Below are 16,818 nucleotides of genomic sequence, written 5' to 3' on the forward strand. Positions count from 1 at the left end.
CGGAAAGGAGACGTAAATGAAAGTATTTGAAGCAGCCTCGTTCATTTCAGCCGCAGAAAAGCGGGCTAAACAATACGATCAGATTAGAGAACAATTTATTAATCTCAGAAAAGCGTTTCAGGGAATGGCTGACTTAGACGACAGTGAGTTTTCAGGCAAAGGCGCCGACAATATCAAAGCCTTTTTCCAGGACCACGCCAGCGTCACGGACAGCTGGCTTGATCTGATCGATATGAAGATTGCGTTTCTCAACAGTATTTCAGGAAAAGTAGCTGATGCCGGATTAGCCGATTCGTTTGTGGAAGAGTCATTTTTAGAACACGAGCTGATTCATGCGAAGAATAAATCAAAAGCTATCATGCAGGAGCAACGAAATGAAATGAGGGATATTCTTAACGAGATAAGCGATATTGTCCATCTTGATGTTTTCTCTACAGAAGATGTCGATCAAAAGCTGGAATCAGCAGACAAAAAACGGGATAAGACCATACATAAACTCGGAAAGCTTGATCACGATCTAACGAAAGAATACGCAGAAACCGAGGCAAATGAACATTTCATTCAGGCAGATTTTCAGCAGCTCCAAAATGCTACAGGCAAAGGGAAAAATGTAACACCACTTCACTATAACGCCAAGGCGTACAGAGAAAGTGACATACATAAGAAAAAAGGCGAGATTGCAAGACACTCAGACACATATTTAACGTTTAAGAAGGAAGAAGCGAAAGAGCGAGAAATCAAGGATCTGAAGAAAAAGCTGGCTGACGGTGTGACTGATCCGGATAAATATTTGGAAATTGCGAAGAAGATCGGCTATGAAAACCTTGAACCTTCCCAGCAGCAATATGTCATTCAGCTTGAACAAGCACAACAGCTGAAAGAAGCCGGAGAAGTGACTTGGGATATATTAAAAGGAGCCGGTGTCGGCCTTTATGATGTCGGGAAAGACACGGTAACCGGTCTATGGGACTTCATAACCGATCCGGGGGAAACGCTGTCAGCACTGGGAAATGCAGTACTTCATCCTGTGAAAACATATGATGCTGTTAAAGCGGCAATTGAAGAGTCGTATCAAAAAGATATGGTGAACGGAGATGCGTATTCCAGATCAAGATGGGTGACATATGCGGTCGGTTCAGTGGCTGTGGCTGTTGTCGGAACGAAAGGGGCAGGAGCCGTTAACAAAGCTGATGCGGCGGGGAAGGTCATAAGCAAGGCAGGACAGGCAGGGAAGAAAATTAAAGACGTTAAACTTCCAGATCTGCTTCCTTATAACTCTAAGTATGATCTTGCTCTGACAGGTGACGTGCCATACAATGTAGTAAATGGTGAAAACCTTAAGAAAGAACTTTTGACTAATGCAAAGAAATTGGATGAAAGCAGAAAGCCATTTACTGGTCAGAAAGTAAATGTCCCTTGGTTAAATAAAGAGAAGTATGAGGCCTATGAAATAGACGGCAAAGTAAAAACAAAAGGGAAAATTAGAGATGTAAGCCGTAGGGTATATACAATGAAAGATATTGATCTTAATCAAAAAAATCGTAAAGGCTTTACGAATCTTCAACTGATGAAAAATGGTAATGCTCCGTTTGCTAAAGATGGCACGCAAATAAATTTACATCACTTAATTCAAGAAGAGCCTGGTACTATGCTGGAGATACCTGAAAGCTGGCATAATAAGTACAGTGATGTTTTGCATGGATTAAAAGGGAATGGACAGAGTTTTAGAAATGATCCTGTGCTTGATAAACAATATAAAAGTTTCAGAAGAAGGTATTGGAGATGGAGAGCTCAGCAATTTGAGAATCAAGAATAAGAGGTGAAAGTTTAATGGATTATTCGAAAATAAAAACTTTCTTTGATGAAAATAAAGAAAATTCTATTCTCACGGGAGGAGTCACTGAGGAGCGGATTAGAGAAATAGAAGAGGATCTCAATGTAACCCTTCCAGACAGCTATAAGTGGTTTTTAACTGAGTATGGTTCAGGGGGAGCATATGGAACAATGATACTCGGATATGACTCTCACGGTGCTGAAGTTGTCGAGCAGACCAATGAATATAAAAAATATTATAACCTTTCCGATGGTCTTGTAGTGATCGAATATGTAGATGAATTTTCTTATTGTCTTGACACTAACAAGATGATAGATGGAGAATGCCCAGTCATTCTTTGGGATAACCAAAAGGGATATGGTAAACAAGTTGGTAGTACATTCCTTGAGTTTTTAATAGAAGAACTTGAAGAAGCGAAAGACGACTGGATCGATGACGAGGACTGGGACGATTAAAACTAAAAAGAAGGTCTATAACTTGTTTTTCCATAGCATATCAAGGAGTATTAAAATGAGCTTCACAAAGATCGAACAAAAGTTGAAAGAGTTTACGATTGATGCTAGCACAGATCCTAGCATTAATACAAATGAACAACTCAAAGAGCTTGAAATGAACATAGGAAATCAATTACCTTCCGACTATAAGGATTTTTTGAAGGGATATGGAGGCTGTTATTTAGATAGTAAAAAAACAACAGATGAAGTTGAGTATGACGTTTGCTACAAACCATTAGAGAAAGATCCTTGGATGGGCAAGGAAGATGATACACAATTATTAGAGAACTTCTATGGTTTAGCTAACGATCATAACAGTCTCCAAGAAGCAATCAATACTTAAGTTCCATTTATATGTCGTTAAAAACAATATACAGTTACCAAAACGAAAAGAACCTTGTTAGAGACAGGTTCTTTTTGTATTTGAGTTGAATTTATCAATAGAATTACCGATAAATAACGTGAGAAATAATACCAGGTAGTTACAGAATTGAAAAATGCTTAGGTGTGTAATACTTGCACTAGCTGTCACTTTGATACAGAAGCTGCTGAAGCTTCAGTCTTCAGATTCTTCCGTTACATCTTAAAGGCCCCTTTATGGGCTCAAATTCAACCGTCATTAAAGCCAAAGGCGGAAGGAATTTGTTATACAAAGGTGAAGCAAACATATACAAATATGATGCTATACTTGGGCAAAACAGGGTAGTGATAGACATTGAAATTACAATGAACGAACTTCCTTCAAATGAGATTCAAGTTGAAGGACTTGGAAAAAATGAAAATCATTTATAGTAACGTTGTAAAATTTGAGAGAGGGTGAATGCTATGGAAGGTCTAAATAACTCTTACAATTGAGAAATCAAGCAATTCACGCTTATAAAACATCTATTTAATTTTAAATCGGCGTTTCAGGTGAACTTTATATCATTTCTGTTTTAGTAAACATATTTAAAAACGAAATAAGAATTAAAATATGCAGACAAAGCGGCTAAGCATATCGCATAAAGGTGTTATCAGATGTATGACCGTGCCTAAAAATAAAACTTATGAAGAAAGGAACTCTAACTTGAAATCAAATTTAGTTTCGTTTCTATTAGCATTGTCAGGATTTATATTCAGTATTTATATGCAGTCAATGGCTTACTGGAGCAATGACTCTATGTTGTGGTATTGGGTCGGTGCGGTTTTGTCGTATCTATTTGCTGCAGGATCAGTGGTTACTCTGATTCTTAACAAAAACAAAGACTCAATTCTAACAATAAGTTGTCTCTTTTTAATGATTGTAACCGTTATGCTTATTTTAGTCACAACTTTTTGGACGACTTTTATCATTATTGCATGGCAATCTGGGATGTGAGGCTAAGGGGAATATGATCTTCTTAGTATTTTTTTATTCCTGGGATTAGAATCCCTTTTTATTATTCTTTCAAATTAAATGTAACAATTCTAATATTCATACGTTCTAAATGATAAAGGCGGGATGTCATGAAAAAACGTAAAGTCATTAAAACATTGCTGGTTATTATCACTGTTCTCATAATAGCAGCCGGATGTGCACTGTTTTCTTTAATTTCAGGAGAAAAAGTTAAATATATCGGCTGTAGCCAAAGCAAGACGTGGGAAGCGTCAATCGAAAAATCAGGCAAGACCTCTATCGGCCCTAACTATTTCTTGAATTTGTATTACAGAGGTAATAAAGTGAATGAAAAGAACACGGTGATTAAGAGATTAACATTATTTGTTGACGGCCGGAAATATGGTGAATATAAAGACTATCATCTTTCAGAATACACCGGAGAGAAATTAGAAGGCGGCGGAACGGGAGAAGACCATATTCAGACGTTTGAATATATGCCGGAAAATGAAGTGATCGGTCATGAAATCACTGTTGAAGCAGTATGGAAAACCGATCATGAGTCCTATTCAGAAAAATTCAACCTGAAAAGAACGCATTGGTATGACTGAAAGAATAAAAAGAGGGCGGTATAACCCTCTTTTTGACGCGGAGCCTTTATTTTTGTTTGTTTTTCCTCGATTTGCTGAAGTCGATAAAAGAGGCATTGGAGCCGATAAAATTACTTACTAAGACATACATAAAGAAACCATTAAAAGCTCCCTGCCGGCGTCCGTTAAAAAGAATGGATAATGAGATAAGCAATACAGCCGTAAGCAAGTCTGCAGCCAGACTTATTTTACGGTGAGACCGGAAATATTCTCTTAATCTTCTGATGTTGTTCAAAGCGGACACCTCTTGATGCTTATGTATAAGAAAATAATACCATTGAAATATATGTAATATCAATGAATAAGGTTGGAAACGGAGGGGTTCAAAGTTGGGGCGATCTTGTGTAAAAGAAAGGATCAGGATGAATGTGACCAGCATCCACCCTGATCAATGGGGTTCACAGTGTTCTATTTCATTGTATTCCAATCGGAATAATATTACAAGGGTGAAAAAGAAAAAAGCGGAATGTTCTCGGCTCCTTCTGCTTCTGGAGCGGGAAACGGAAAGTGAGATGTTTGTATGAAAATAAATGATTATCTGAAGGAAAGGTTTCCGACTTTAAAATTAGTGCCCGGCATTTATCATCAATGGGACGTTGGAATTCATTTTTCTCTCGGCGGCAATATGTATCAATTTAATGAAAGCGGTGCTTTGAATCTTGAGTATTTTCAGCTTGTTCATCATCAAACCGCCGCACTTTTCAATGAGCTGTTTGAACATAGCGATGACATGTTCCTTGTTGCCAACGTGTATAAGCACAAATCTCAAGGTAATCACGCGAGAAAATTAAAGGTTTATCAGCCGTTTCTGAAGTGTAAGGATGATTTATATCGGATTCAAGTGAAGACCTGTCAATGCCCGGTCGAAGAAGAATATGAAATGCAGCAGTTTTCTTTATTATGTAAACGGAAAGATCTGCGTATCCCCCAATTACTTAAGGCAGCCGTCCACGAAGATTTTCCGCTGAAGCCAAGGTTCGGGGGCTGTTCCGTTGGGTATCCTGATGTTTTCTTTGTGAATATGACAAAAGATATTATTTTCTTTCTGTATGATGACAGAGGGTGTGAAGTCATTGCTCTTGATGCCGGAAGAATACGAAAGCTTTATGATCAATATCACGATTGGATTGAATTGGACTGAAAATGAACACATGAATTCGAATCCGCTTGTGCCGGCTTTGTTCTTGCTTAGTCGGGCTGCATGAGTGTAATGGGCAGAATTGAAGGGCGCCAGAAACTTTTTTTCCTCTCATACCGACCTTCTGCATGTTAAGCTACTGTATTTATTTTGAACGAATTCCTATTTGTAAAACGGCTGAATAGAATAACATAAAAGCTATTTTACACAGTGCAGGAGGAGAGAAATGTGAGGGCTGAACACCGTGATTGTATGGAAATTGGAATTTATTCATTTGCAGAATTATATCCCGATCCTCTGACAGGGAAAACAGTCAGCGCAAAGCAGCGGATAGATGAATTGATGAAGCTGGCGAAATTGGCTGACGACGCAGGGCTTGATGTATTCGGTGTAGGCGAGCATCATCGTCTTGATTATGCGGTATCTTCGCCGCCGGCCATCTTATCAGCGATTTCACAGATCACTGAAAATATTAAGCTGACCAGTGCCACGACTGTATTATCCACCGCAGATCCCGTCCGTTTATTTGAGGATTTTGCAACGCTTGATCTGATTTCAGACGGCCGGGCGGAAATCATTGCGGGACGGGGCGCATTTTTAGACTCGTTTCCTCTTTTCGGTTATGACGTAGGCCATTATAAAGAACTGTTTGAAGAACACATTGACCTTTTTTTAAAATTAAATTCCGGGGAAGAATCGGTTACCTGGAAAGGACGTTACCGGCCGCCGCTGCGCGAGGCAGAAATTTCTCCTCGGCCTTTTCGCGGAAGCATTCCGCTATGGTTAGGTGTTTCGGGGACTCCGGAAAGCGCAGAACGGGCCGGGCGTGCAGGTGCGGGGTTGGCATTAGCTGTACTGAGCGGTGATCCGATGTCATCTAAGCCGCTTGTTGACAAATACCGGGAAGCGGCTTCTAAAGCCGGTCATCCTCCGGAAAATGTGAAGGTTGCCGTAACCGGACATATGTTCATTTCAAAAACGAATGAACAGGCAATACAAGAATTTTATCCGTATCATTCAAATTACTGGTCTCACGTTCATTCATATCACGGGATCGATGAGCCTTTAACGAAGGAAGATTTTGAGCGGGCGTCCGGAAAAGAAACAGCTTTATTTGTGGGAAGCTCACAGCAGATCATTGAAAAAATCATGCATCAATACGAGTTATTCGGACATCAGCGATTTCTCGCGCAAATCGATATAGGAGGTATGTCGTTTAAAAAAGCCGCGGAAAACATCGAACGATTAGCAGCGGAAGTAGCACCGGTTATCCGAAAGGAAACCGGCAAATCCAGCGAATGAAGTTCTGAGCAAAAGGGGCGGGCCGGTCAATCGCGGATTCGATAACAGAATCGGCCCGGCTTTTTCTTTATGATTATAAAAAACAAAGGGAAAAGCGCCAACCTCATTGCTTTTTCCTATCAAGAAAAGGAAGGTCATTTCATCCTCCATCGTGAAGTGTATATACCGAAAGGTTTTTATTAACAAAAGAGGGAGGATGATGCAGTAATGAAGGGTTTAGTCAAAGCTGCAGTTTTAACTGTTACTCTTGGTATTGGAGGCGCTTTCTATTCAAGTGATGCATCTGCGCACGGGTATATAAAAGAGCCCGTCAGCAGAGCGTACATGGGAGCATTAGAGAAACAAACATTGGGCTGGACGGCCGCTGCCCAGAAATATGGCTCCGTCATTGATAATCCTCAGTCTGTAGAAGGGCCGAAAGGATTTCCGGCTGCAGGTCCGCCGGATGGAAGAATTGCGTCTGCAAATGGGGGATCAGGACAAATTGACTTCGGTTTAGACAAGCAGACTGCAGATTATTGGGTAAAACAAAACATCCGCGGCGGTTTTAACACCTTTACTTGGTACTACACGGCCCCTCATGCGACATCAAAGTGGCACTATTATATCACCAAGAAAAACTGGAATCCGAATAAACCTTTGTCAAGAGATGAATTCGAATTAATCGGAACGGTAAACCACGACGGTTCCAAGGCAGATACGAATCTGACTCATAAGATTTTTGTGCCGACTGATCGAAGCGGGTATCATGTCATTTTAGGGGTATGGGACGTTGCGGATACTTCCAATGCCTTCTATAACGTCATCGATGTAAACCTTACACAATAATCTATGAATTACTGATCGGCTGCATGTTGATACATCGGCCGATCTTTTTAGTTTTAATGTGTGAATGAAAAGGGGAAAAACAGCAGAGCGCCATAAACATTTCATTTATGGCGCCGTACGATCATGGAGGTGCTGCTGACATGGATGCGGAGGTAAGAGGATTCTTAATAACCGCCGAGGAAAGAAGCCCCAACGATGATTAATAAAATGAATAGCACCACGATTAACGCAAAGGAGCTACCATAACCACCTGAGAATCCCATATAATCTCACCTCCTAAAGAGGATTAATACATATTATGCCGAAATGAAAAGTTTGATAGGGATGCTAGTTTACTTTTTGAAAAAAGGGTTTTAGTCTGCATATATTTTCTTCTCGCATTTCTTTTAAAGGGGGACCGTAAATGCTTCCTGTAATAGAAACGGACAGACTTATTCTTAGAGAAGTTGAAAAGAAAGATACAAAGCAAATATTTGCTTGTTTTTCAAATACAAATGTAACACGCTATTATGGTTTGGAACCTTTTGATTCAATGGAACAGGCTGAAAAAATGATTGGCTGGTTTAAAGATCAATATCATGATAAAAAGGGAATGCGATGGGGAATCGAGAGGAAAGATGCGAAGGGAATAATTGGAACTATTGGTTTTAACTCTTGGGTGCCCAAGCATAAGCGGGCGGAGATCGGTTATGAGATTCATCCGAATTATTGGAGGAATGGCTATGCTTTTGAAGCGTTGGAGAATGTTCTTTCTTTTGGGTTTGAAAAGCTTGGGCTGCATCGTATAGGCGCTGTTGTTTTCATTGAGAATGCAGCGTCTCATCAATTACTGATAAAGGCGGGGTTTCAATCTGAAGGAATTTTGAGAAGATATATGTATCAAAACGGACTGCTCCATGATACACGTGTATATTCTATACTGAATGAGATCGTTAACGAATAAATTGAAAATTCGTCGTTTTGTCAGGTGTTCTGTGGTTTAAAAAAGCCGGTGAAGGCTTATTGCAGAACTTTAAAATTGATTAGAAGCCATAAAGCATTCTTTCCGCTGCGCTTTCTGCAGACGGAGTTTGATTGAAAGAAACGATTCCGATAATCACTAACAAGATGATGAACACCAATATGCTCCACAACATTATTTTTAAAGACTTTGACATGGCATACCCTCACTTTGAAAGACTTTACCGGGGCTGCGATCGGAGCCCGCACTTCAAGTATAGTCGTTATAACGGTGAAAAATGTGCAGTATCCCGTTATCAAAATAAAAACTTGCGGGCGCTGCCGCAAGTTTTCTCCGTATTAAGGTCTGTGGAATTCAATATGCTGATTATCACGATCGAACCACCCTCTGAATGCCCAATTGATCCAGCCCCCGTCCCCTTTGTTATCGAAGGACCCGTCTTCGAAGACCCAGATTCCGTAAGTAATGCCGTCATAAACGGCTGATCCGTAAAACTGAACGCCGTTAAAGCGGTCTTCATATTCTTGATTTAAATTGAACACCATGACGTTGTACTTCTGTCCTGATGCGTAAAATGTTGTTTCCATAACATTTTTTACCCAGCCGGTTCGGTTTTGATCTGACTTAACCGCTTCAGCAATGCGATCTGAGATTCCGAGAACATCTACGTTTACGTTCAGCCCGGCATCAACACCTGCTGCTTTTACGTTTTGGTCTGCTGTTTGGGATAATTTACTTTCTAACGGATTTGCAACAGGTGAAACGTGAGGCGCGTTTGCGTGTTCAGACTGACTGGCTGCTGAGGCACTGGCTGTGAAAGGAATTGTTAGAGATAAAGCTAAGCATGATCCGACTATCGTTCTGGCGATTTTCATGGCTATGACCTCCTGAGGAAATTTTTAAAAATTGTTGCAAATTCATGGTATCGCAGAAAAATTGACCAAGCAAAGAGTAGATTTTCTCAAAAGTCATGTCATTCTATTTGTGTTGTTTTCTGTAAATGAAAACCTTTTAATTAGGCGAAAAGGGAAGAAAATAATAGAGTCTTTTTATGTATTGTGATAGGATGACCGGATTTTGGGTGAAAATAGCCCGGAGAAACGCCATATAATAAGAAAAACACCCGGAGTTTACCGGGTGTAAAAAGTGTTGATATGTCAAGTTAGCAGCATTTTTTACATTTTTTGCATTTTCTTTTATAAACAACGATGTAATCATAATCAAGATGCTTTTTATCTTGTTTCTTCTTTTTTTGTTTAGGCTGCTTTGGGTGGTGATCATAATGTCCGTTCATATCCATACCCATATCCATACCCATATCCATACTCATATTCCTCCTTTTTTCATCTGACGGTAGTATTCTATGACAGAAAGCATGGATGGCTTGGATAAATGAAACGGTATGCTGAAAAAGAGGCATCTCATTCGGTATAAAAAACAGGATCATACCCGCCCGATAGAAAAGAGAGGAGATGATCCTGATATTGAGTCCCTATTTGATAACCGCAATTGCAATGCCGTACCCTTTTTCAGAACTGTACAAGGCCGTCAGTTTCAATACCTTCCAGCCTTCCGCGGCTTTAGTCCCGATTCCGTTATGGGCCGTGATATAATCTCCCGGGCTGACCGTACCGTCGACCCGTACGTAATGCCGGCCGTTGAGTCCGACAATGTGCCATTCGTCTCTGGCCGCGCGTGCTTCATAGTCAGCTTCAAGAGCCGGACTGCAGTCTGGGTTTTGTTTCGGCACGCGTACCGTTTCTCCTGTTTCTTCGTCAGTCACATTTTCGTATATGAAACCGCCGAACTCGTTTGTCAAAAAGCGGCTTTGCCATCCGAAGCTTGCGGCTCCTGAGATAAAAGCGGCTGTTTCTGAAATGACGCCGAGCATGTAATCTCCGACGTGAGCCGATTCAATTTTTTCGCCTTTCACTGTGACGATCGTCCCGGCGGGAATTGTCTGGCCGGTTACACTTTCAAAATATTCTCCGTACCCTGACAGGGAAGAAGTGACAGCTCCGGCGAACGTACCGTGGCCGCCCGCTGAATCCAGTTTCCATTTGATGGACTGATGCCCTCCGGCAACCGTGTATGGTTCTTCCAATGTAATGCTTTCTGATGACAGAACCGTTCTGGAGACTTTGCTGCCCGTAATATGGACATTGTTTGAAGCGGCGATAAATGCCCTTGAACCTTCAGAACTTGAACCTCCGGAAGAGCTGATGATCGCATTTCTGTCACCTCTGGCCGTAATATCGCCTGTTCCCGCAATAACGGCGCTTGTCGGGTTGAATGCAAAACCGGAGCTGGTCGCGAGCTGTGCGCCTCCCTTTAAATTGACGGGGATCTGCTCATAAGTCTGTCCTTTTATAGATGCGGCCGCGCTGTAACCTTCCGCTTGCACCCCGAGAATGACGGCCTGACTGTTAGGGGACGTAATTCCGACGGAACCGCCGTCTCCGATCATCGTACCGTTCATAATATTTACGTTATATTGGCCTCCGCCGATTGAGATGCCTTTAGGAGAAGACTTGTATATATCAAAATTTGAAATTTTAACATAATCGGTTTTATTTGATCCGCCGGATATATTGATGTCAACACCGGCTTGTGTAAAGCCGCGTATTTTAATGCCGTTAATCGTAATATTTTGACTGCGGTATTGAAGAGCCACGACTGGATTCCCGCCATAGTCGTATGAGGGATCACCAATAGCTGTGAATCCGTTTACATTAACGTTTTTATAGGCAGAGATGACCAGCGCCCTCGGGGTCACACCGTCATAGAGAGCATTGAATACCGGTTCAATCGCGGTGCAATCGGTTAAAGTAACATCATAAGCCGTCGTGCTTTCGGGGTCTGAGGCCTGATGATGGCCGATATGACGAATATCAAATGAACGTACATCACGATACGAAACATGACCGATAATATGAACATTTTGAGAAGCCGGCCACAGGCTGTGCGCCTTTACCTCAATCCCGCGGATATTTCCGCTCGTATAGTTATTTAAAAGCCATACATGTTTAGAGCCGTCGTCAATTTCAATGCCGTTCGAGTTTGCGCTGCCCTCAGCATGCTCTGTGCCGCGGGGGTTTCCGGAATGGCAGTTGGAAATGAAAATATACTCGCTGTAATGGGTGGTAATGCCGTCGTCTCCGGCGCCGTATGCCACACAGTTATCAATCCATATATATCGGCAGCCGTCTTTCGTCCATTCTGTTTCAGGCAAATGATCGTAAGTCGGAGATGTAATATCAATACCATGGAGACCCGCGTTAACCGTTTCAACATTCTTAATCCAGCCGTATTGCACATTAGCAAACGTTAAACAGCTGGAAAACTGTCCTCCGGGGTTCCTGACCCCGCATTGACGATCAGGATTCCAGTCTAAAGTCATGTTCTGGACAAAAATATTACGGTTTCCATTATCGTAATCATCGTTAGTAATGACCCATTCGTATGCGGGAGTGTCCTCATGAAGCTTAAGCACGGTAATCCCTTGTCCCTCACCGGAAATGGTAGTCCATGAGGGGAGTTTTATCCCTTGAACCAAAAATTCTCCTGCGGGGACATTTACTTTGACCCGGCCGTTCCCGATCGCTCTCCGAAAGGCTTCCGTATTGTCCCGGCCGTCAGGGACCGCTCCGTAGTCCTCCACATTCACTTCCCGGGTGATTTTATTCATAAGCATTTCGTATTCTGTATCAAGCCGTTCTTTTAAAAGTGAGGTGACCATTCCTTCCGCCGTCACCCGGGCATCTGCGATCTCAAGATTATCATCCGTTGCGGAATGCTTAATAAAATTCTGCATCCTTGCTTTGAGATGCTCCAATTCAGAGGGCTGTGCAGGGCGAGACTGCAATGGGGCGTTTAAAGACGGATCAGGAAAGTTTTTAAATTGAACCATTCTAAAGACACCTCTTTCTTTTGATATAAGCGCCTGAGGCAGGGGACAGAAAAGAGTCGCGCACCCTTAAAGCGCTTATTCTTCAAATTCTTTATTCAGAACGAAATTCCTTTTGAAACCAAGGTGAAATTTTAAAAAAGCTCTGTTGAAAGAACGGATATAAAGCTTTGCATTATTGTAATTGAAGCTGTCATGTGAAAATGGAGGAAAAAACTGATAGGAAGGGCCCTCATTTTAGGTTTATTCTCATTGACTTCGCCGTGCTTCCTCTTCGGCTGCATATACACCAAAATCAACATTCTTATCAGTTAAATGGTATAATGGGGCACGGATTGGTCATCAATACAACTGAAATAGGGAAGCAAAAGGAGCAGCGAACATGACTTTACAAATCAAAATTAAATATTCAGATGATACGCAAACGAGAATCAGTAAAATTGAACAGGGCGATTGGATTGATCTGCGGGCAGCTGAAGATATAACAATCAAAAAAGGTGAATTCAAACTTATCCCGCTTGGAGTTGCGATGGAACTGCCGGAAGGATATGAGGCCCATGTCGTTCCGCGTTCAAGTACATATAAGCATTTCGGTATCATTCAGACAAATTCAATGGGAGTCATTGATGAATCTTATAAAGGCGACAATGACTTCTGGTTTTTTCCTGCATTCGCGCTTCGGGATACCGACATTTCCAAGGGGGAGCGGATCTGCCAATTCAGAATCATGAAGAAAATGCCTGAAGTGGAGCTGATCGAAGTAGACAAGCTCGGGAACAATGACCGCGGCGGACTGGGATCAACAGGCACGAAATAAAACGAAAAAAGACTGCTTAACAGCAGTCTTTTTTTTATGGAAACAGCAGTTACATTCAATTTGTTTCGGGGATTCTTGAATTGGGAAATCATACGTCACGTTCGAATTTGACTTCGAAATAAGCGGCCGCTCCGTAACCGTCTATGCCAAGAGCAAATATTTAAGCCTTCCGTCTCTTTGAACAGAAAGACTTTTTTAGGTTAAAGGATAGAAGTTGTTTTGATGTTTTTATTCTTCAAGATGAACGGAGGTTTTGTCCAACGTATATAATATTGTGACAAAAGTGTAAACAAAAGAAAGGATGATGTTATGGCAAAAAGGGTTAGAAGAGTAGACCGTAAAGCAGCTGGCAAAGAGGCAGAGCAGAAGAAACCGTCCAAAGTCACCCTGTTCTGCCGTTCGCTTCAAAGGCTGAAGCATTTGTATTGTAACATAAACATACAAATGCCATCAATAACCAAAAAAGGAATTTTAGTTTTGATTTTACCGTTTTTGCTTCTGCCGTTCTTTCGGGCTAATGCCGCTTCAGATATTTACGGCAGTTTCGAGGAATTAAAGCTGAATGAAGATCCTTCCGATTTTTCCATTTCAACGCGAGAGCATAACCCTTCTGTCCTCATATTAGCTATACACGGCGGAGGCATAGAGCCGGGGACCAGTGAGTTAGCCAGAGAAATTGCCGAAAACCGGAGTTTATATTTATTTGAAGGGTTAAAATCAGCCGGTAATGCGGCTCTGCATTTGACAAGTTCGCATTTCGATGAACCTAAGGCCGTGCAAATGGTGAAAGAGCACTCTAATGTCATTTCATTGCACGGTTACGGCAGTGATGATAAAAAGATAAAAATCGGCGGTACAGACAGAGAACGGGCCGAACTTTTGACCGATGTGCTGAAACGGCACGGGTATCCTGCCGTTCTTCTCGGCATAAATGATAAATATGCAGGCGTCAGTCCGAACAACCTTGCCAATCAATCTTCATCCGGATTGAGTATTCAAATCGAAATGAGCACCGGCTTCAGAAAATCACTATTTGACACTTTTACGCTGAAAAGCAGAGCATCCACACAAAACGGGACCTTTTATCAATTCACAAAAACGATTTCTGATTTTATCAGTGACAATTATGAATAAGCACGCCTATTTTGCCGGCGGGGCTTTTTCTTTTGAAATTTATGAAACTTTAAGTTCTTAAGATCGTATACATAATTGACAGGATGAAAGAAAAGAGGTGGGCAAATGAAAGTGATGATCGGGTCTATCATTCTTCTTGTCATCATCGGATTCGGTTTATGGCTGATGCTTAGTCCAATCTTTAAACAAGTGGGAAGCAGAGCCAAAAAATTCAAAAAGTCATGGGAGGAAGAAGATCAGCATGAGCGAAAATAAGCGCGGAAACACAAAAAAAATTCTCGGCGGTGTGATTATAGGTGCAGCCCTTTTAATTGCGGGCGTTACAGCGTCACTATTCATTGAAAAAATACCGAACGGTTATGTCGGGGTTGTATACTCACCGAATGGCGGGGTAAAATCCGACACATTGGACCAAGGCTGGCACTTAGTCGGTTTATTTAATAAAGTAACGGAATATCCGGTGCGTATGCAGACAGTGAATAATGAAAATATAAAAGTGGCAACCTCAGACGGTAAAAATATAGAAATGGATATCGCTTACAACTATGTCGTGCAGCCTGATAAAGTAGTCGATCTGTTTAACAAATTCGGCGCGGTAAACGTTGAAACGATTGAAAATACATATTTAAAAACAAGGCTGTGGGATGCGGCGCGAAAATCAATCAGCAAATACTCGGTTATTGACACATACGGGCAAAAATCTGCAGAAGCCGCTGCCGATGTTCAAAAGAGATTTGCTGATGATATGAAGAGTCTTGGATTTTTAATTGATGATCTGACGCTTGGCGTACCGAAGCCGGATAAAGCCACACAGGAAGCCATCGATGCAAGGGTGAAATCTTCACAGGAACTTGAACGGACACAAACTGAAATTAAAATAGCCGAAGCCGAAGCGAAAAAGAAAAAAATTGAAGCGGAAGGGATCGCTGATTATAACGAAATCATAAAGAAATCAATGTCCGATGAAATGATCAAATATAAATGGATTGAAAAATGGGACGGAAAAACGCCGAAAGCGACAGGCACAGACTCACTGCTGCAGCTGCCGCTGGACGATCAGAAGCAAAAATAAAAAGAGAAGGAGGCGATTGCCTCCTTTTTATGTTTTTTCCTGAGGGTCTTTTTCCGGCACTAATTCTTCAGACGCCTCGGTTTGATAGCTCCATAGCGTGCTATCCGTCTCTGTTGTGTCCTGATAATCTTCGGGAAGTACATATTGCTGCAAATACCGGTGAAAAAATGCCTCGAAAACAGAAATGCAAAGTGCAGAGATAACCGATGCCGCGGCAGGCGAGACATTAAATCCGCCAATGTTCATAAGGAATATCCATAATACAATGAATGAAATTCCGAAATCAGCTGCAACGGCTGTGAAATTGCTTGTTCTCGGCAGAATCATGCAATCACCCGCAAAATAAGTGATTAAACTTAAGATCACTGTAATAAACAGAACGTTTAAAAAGGTTACTTGGTACATAAGATCCAGAACAATGTACAGTAAAGCAAGTGTGAGCGCCGTTTTAGAAGCGAAAGCAATTACGTGTTTCATTTGAACCACCTTCGTTATTTCGTTTAGTCTTCATTGTAAGCAATCCGCAATTTTTTAAACTGGTATATAGTGGTTATAGAGTATACGTTTTAATAAAATGTGAATAGACATCACAGGATTCACAAGTTAAAATATGTAAAAAGGGGGATGCAAATGAAAAAATACTGGATTTGTATTGCTGTTTTTTTATTATGTTTTAGCGGAATACACTCAGCTAAAGCGGCTACCACTGAATTCGGATCAAAAACAAGCTTCACTTTGGAGGGAAATGCAAAAGAGTTTCATATTGAAAATCCTGGGGCTGTAGCTGCCGACGATTACTTTTTAGGATATAAGTTCACCATCATGAACAACTCTTCGTGCGGTTTAAGCATGAAACTCCAGCGGATGGCGCTGAACGGAAATTTTTATACATTAAGTTCTAAAAACTACAGCGGCAGCTGGTTAAACCTCAGTGCCCAGGATAAAAAATCAATTGATCCGTATCACAAATACAGAATTCTGGTTGAAAGTTCTTCAAACGTCTGTGGCCCCGCCTATATTAAAGGGTTATACGGTGTAGAATATTATCATTTTGATTGAAAATAGATACTCGCTAAAGGCAGCGGGTTTTTTTATATTTAAATATAACCTATTGTACTATGTACTAAATATTCATATATAAATTTTGATCGCCCGCCCAAAAGAAAAGATAGACAAAAACAAATTCATCACGCACAAATATACAAAGTTGAAAAATGGATGAAAAGTTTCTTTAGGGAAACATTATTAGTTGACTTCAAAAGTGTGATGTCGGATAATAAGAATGTAAGTTTTTCCTCCTTAGCAGATTCGTTTCTTAAGCCAGGGC

Annotated in this window: 20 protein-coding genes and 1 pseudogene; 15 read left to right on the forward strand and 6 right to left on the reverse strand. The window is 41.2% G+C overall.

Translation table 11 applies throughout. The features are described 5' to 3' along the window. The first annotated feature begins 16 nt into the window (after positions 1-16). The 6 genes and pseudogenes from GNE05_RS09315 (at position 17) to GNE05_RS09340 (ending at position 4,293) form a co-directional block, all read left to right on the forward strand. Positions 17-1,816: a T7SS effector LXG polymorphic toxin gene (locus GNE05_RS09315; RefSeq protein WP_160182692.1), complete on the forward strand. Its 1,800-nt coding sequence runs from the start codon at positions 17-19 to the stop codon at positions 1,814-1,816. A gap of 14 nt (positions 1,817-1,830) precedes the next feature. After that, positions 1,831-2,289, forward strand: a complete 459-nt coding sequence (locus GNE05_RS09320; protein WP_160182693.1) for an SMI1/KNR4 family protein — start codon at positions 1,831-1,833, stop codon at positions 2,287-2,289. 55 nt (positions 2,290-2,344) lie between these two features. Next, positions 2,345-2,668 (forward strand): annotated as a pseudogene (locus tag GNE05_RS09325) (SMI1/KNR4 family protein); the annotation flags it as partial. 302 nt (positions 2,669-2,970) lie between these two features. Further along, entirely contained in the window at positions 2,971-3,120 is a 150-nt protein-coding gene (locus GNE05_RS21245; RefSeq protein ID WP_223257613.1) for a hypothetical protein, read from the forward strand. 229 nt (positions 3,121-3,349) lie between these two features. Next, positions 3,350-3,685, forward strand: a complete 336-nt coding sequence (locus GNE05_RS09335) for a DUF3902 family protein (protein ID WP_021493426.1) — start codon at positions 3,350-3,352, stop codon at positions 3,683-3,685. Between the two features lie 128 nt (positions 3,686-3,813). Further along, on the forward strand, positions 3,814-4,293 hold the full coding sequence (locus GNE05_RS09340) for a DUF4944 domain-containing protein (RefSeq protein ID WP_088056489.1): 480 nt from the start codon (positions 3,814-3,816) through the stop codon (positions 4,291-4,293). Positions 4,294-4,339: 46 nt separating this feature from the next. Here the strand turns inward: GNE05_RS09340 and GNE05_RS09345 are convergent, their stop codons facing one another. Further along, on the reverse strand, positions 4,340-4,567 hold the full coding sequence (locus GNE05_RS09345; protein WP_021493425.1) for a hypothetical protein: 228 nt from the start codon (positions 4,565-4,567) through the stop codon (positions 4,340-4,342). Between the two features lie 285 nt (positions 4,568-4,852). On the opposite strand from GNE05_RS09345, the gene GNE05_RS09350 reads away from it, so the two are divergent. From GNE05_RS09350 to GNE05_RS09360, 3 genes are all read left to right on the forward strand, one after another. After that, entirely contained in the window at positions 4,853-5,473 is a 621-nt protein-coding gene (locus GNE05_RS09350) for a DUF3885 domain-containing protein (RefSeq protein WP_017417864.1), read from the forward strand. A 225-nt stretch (positions 5,474-5,698) separates the two neighbouring features. Beyond that, positions 5,699-6,772 (forward strand): LLM class flavin-dependent oxidoreductase, encoded by a 1,074-nt coding sequence (locus tag GNE05_RS09355; protein WP_160182694.1) that lies wholly within the window; start codon positions 5,699-5,701, stop codon positions 6,770-6,772. A gap of 207 nt (positions 6,773-6,979) precedes the next feature. After that, positions 6,980-7,600 (forward strand): lytic polysaccharide monooxygenase auxiliary activity family 9 protein, encoded by a 621-nt coding sequence (locus tag GNE05_RS09360; protein WP_003154023.1) that lies wholly within the window; start codon positions 6,980-6,982, stop codon positions 7,598-7,600. Positions 7,601-7,764: 164 nt separating this feature from the next. Here GNE05_RS09360 and GNE05_RS09365 read toward each other — a convergent pair whose 3' ends face one another. Then, entirely contained in the window at positions 7,765-7,863 is a 99-nt protein-coding gene (locus tag GNE05_RS09365; protein WP_003154022.1) for a YjcZ family sporulation protein, read from the reverse strand. A 140-nt stretch (positions 7,864-8,003) separates the two neighbouring features. On the opposite strand from GNE05_RS09365, the gene GNE05_RS09370 reads away from it, so the two are divergent. Beyond that, the gene (locus GNE05_RS09370; protein WP_014418009.1) at positions 8,004-8,543 is read left to right on the forward strand and encodes a GNAT family N-acetyltransferase; all 540 of its coding nucleotides are present in this window, start codon (positions 8,004-8,006) and stop codon (positions 8,541-8,543) included. A 356-nt stretch (positions 8,544-8,899) separates the two neighbouring features. Here the strand turns inward: GNE05_RS09370 and GNE05_RS09375 are convergent, their stop codons facing one another. The 3 genes from GNE05_RS09375 to GNE05_RS09380 all read right to left on the reverse strand — a co-directional run bounded on the left by GNE05_RS09375 (position 8,900) and on the right by GNE05_RS09380 (position 12,471). Further along, a complete protein-coding gene (locus GNE05_RS09375) occupies positions 8,900-9,436 on the reverse strand; it encodes a hypothetical protein (RefSeq protein WP_007410338.1) in 537 nt (178 codons plus the stop codon). Positions 9,437-9,723: 287 nt separating this feature from the next. Then, entirely contained in the window at positions 9,724-9,885 is a 162-nt protein-coding gene (locus GNE05_RS20975; protein ID WP_162147386.1) for a hypothetical protein, read from the reverse strand. Positions 9,886-10,053: 168 nt separating this feature from the next. Next, positions 10,054-12,471, reverse strand: coding sequence for a peptidase G2 autoproteolytic cleavage domain-containing protein (locus GNE05_RS09380; RefSeq protein ID WP_094295876.1), 2,418 nt, complete (start codon positions 12,469-12,471; stop codon positions 10,054-10,056). 379 nt (positions 12,472-12,850) lie between these two features. On the opposite strand from GNE05_RS09380, the gene GNE05_RS09385 reads away from it, so the two are divergent. The 4 genes from GNE05_RS09385 to GNE05_RS09395 all read left to right on the forward strand — a co-directional run bounded on the left by GNE05_RS09385 (position 12,851) and on the right by GNE05_RS09395 (position 15,491). Further along, the gene (locus tag GNE05_RS09385) at positions 12,851-13,285 is read left to right on the forward strand and encodes a dUTP diphosphatase (protein ID WP_003154017.1); all 435 of its coding nucleotides are present in this window, start codon (positions 12,851-12,853) and stop codon (positions 13,283-13,285) included. Between the two features lie 309 nt (positions 13,286-13,594). Beyond that, positions 13,595-14,419, forward strand: coding sequence for a poly-gamma-glutamate hydrolase family protein (locus tag GNE05_RS09390; protein WP_121984444.1), 825 nt, complete (start codon positions 13,595-13,597; stop codon positions 14,417-14,419). Positions 14,420-14,524: 105 nt separating this feature from the next. Beyond that, positions 14,525-14,674, forward strand: a complete 150-nt coding sequence (locus GNE05_RS20980; protein WP_014418013.1) for a hypothetical protein — start codon at positions 14,525-14,527, stop codon at positions 14,672-14,674. Further along, entirely contained in the window at positions 14,661-15,491 is an 831-nt protein-coding gene (locus GNE05_RS09395) for a prohibitin family protein (RefSeq protein WP_022553287.1), read from the forward strand. Before GNE05_RS20980 ends, GNE05_RS09395 begins: the two co-directional genes overlap by 14 nt. Positions 15,492-15,518: 27 nt before the next feature. On the opposite strand, the gene GNE05_RS09400 is transcribed toward GNE05_RS09395, so the two are convergent. Beyond that, positions 15,519-15,968 (reverse strand): YndM family protein, encoded by a 450-nt coding sequence (locus GNE05_RS09400; RefSeq protein ID WP_017417873.1) that lies wholly within the window; start codon positions 15,966-15,968, stop codon positions 15,519-15,521. Between the two features lie 153 nt (positions 15,969-16,121). Between GNE05_RS09400 and GNE05_RS09405 the strand changes: the two genes are divergently transcribed. Further along, entirely contained in the window at positions 16,122-16,550 is a 429-nt protein-coding gene (locus tag GNE05_RS09405; protein ID WP_014418016.1) for a hypothetical protein, read from the forward strand. The last annotated feature ends 268 nt before the right edge of the window (positions 16,551-16,818 follow it).

This window comes from Bacillus sp. AM1(2019) (genome assembly GCF_009906915.1).
In the GTDB taxonomy this organism is placed as follows: Bacteria; Bacillota; Bacilli; order Bacillales; family Bacillaceae; genus Bacillus; species Bacillus velezensis.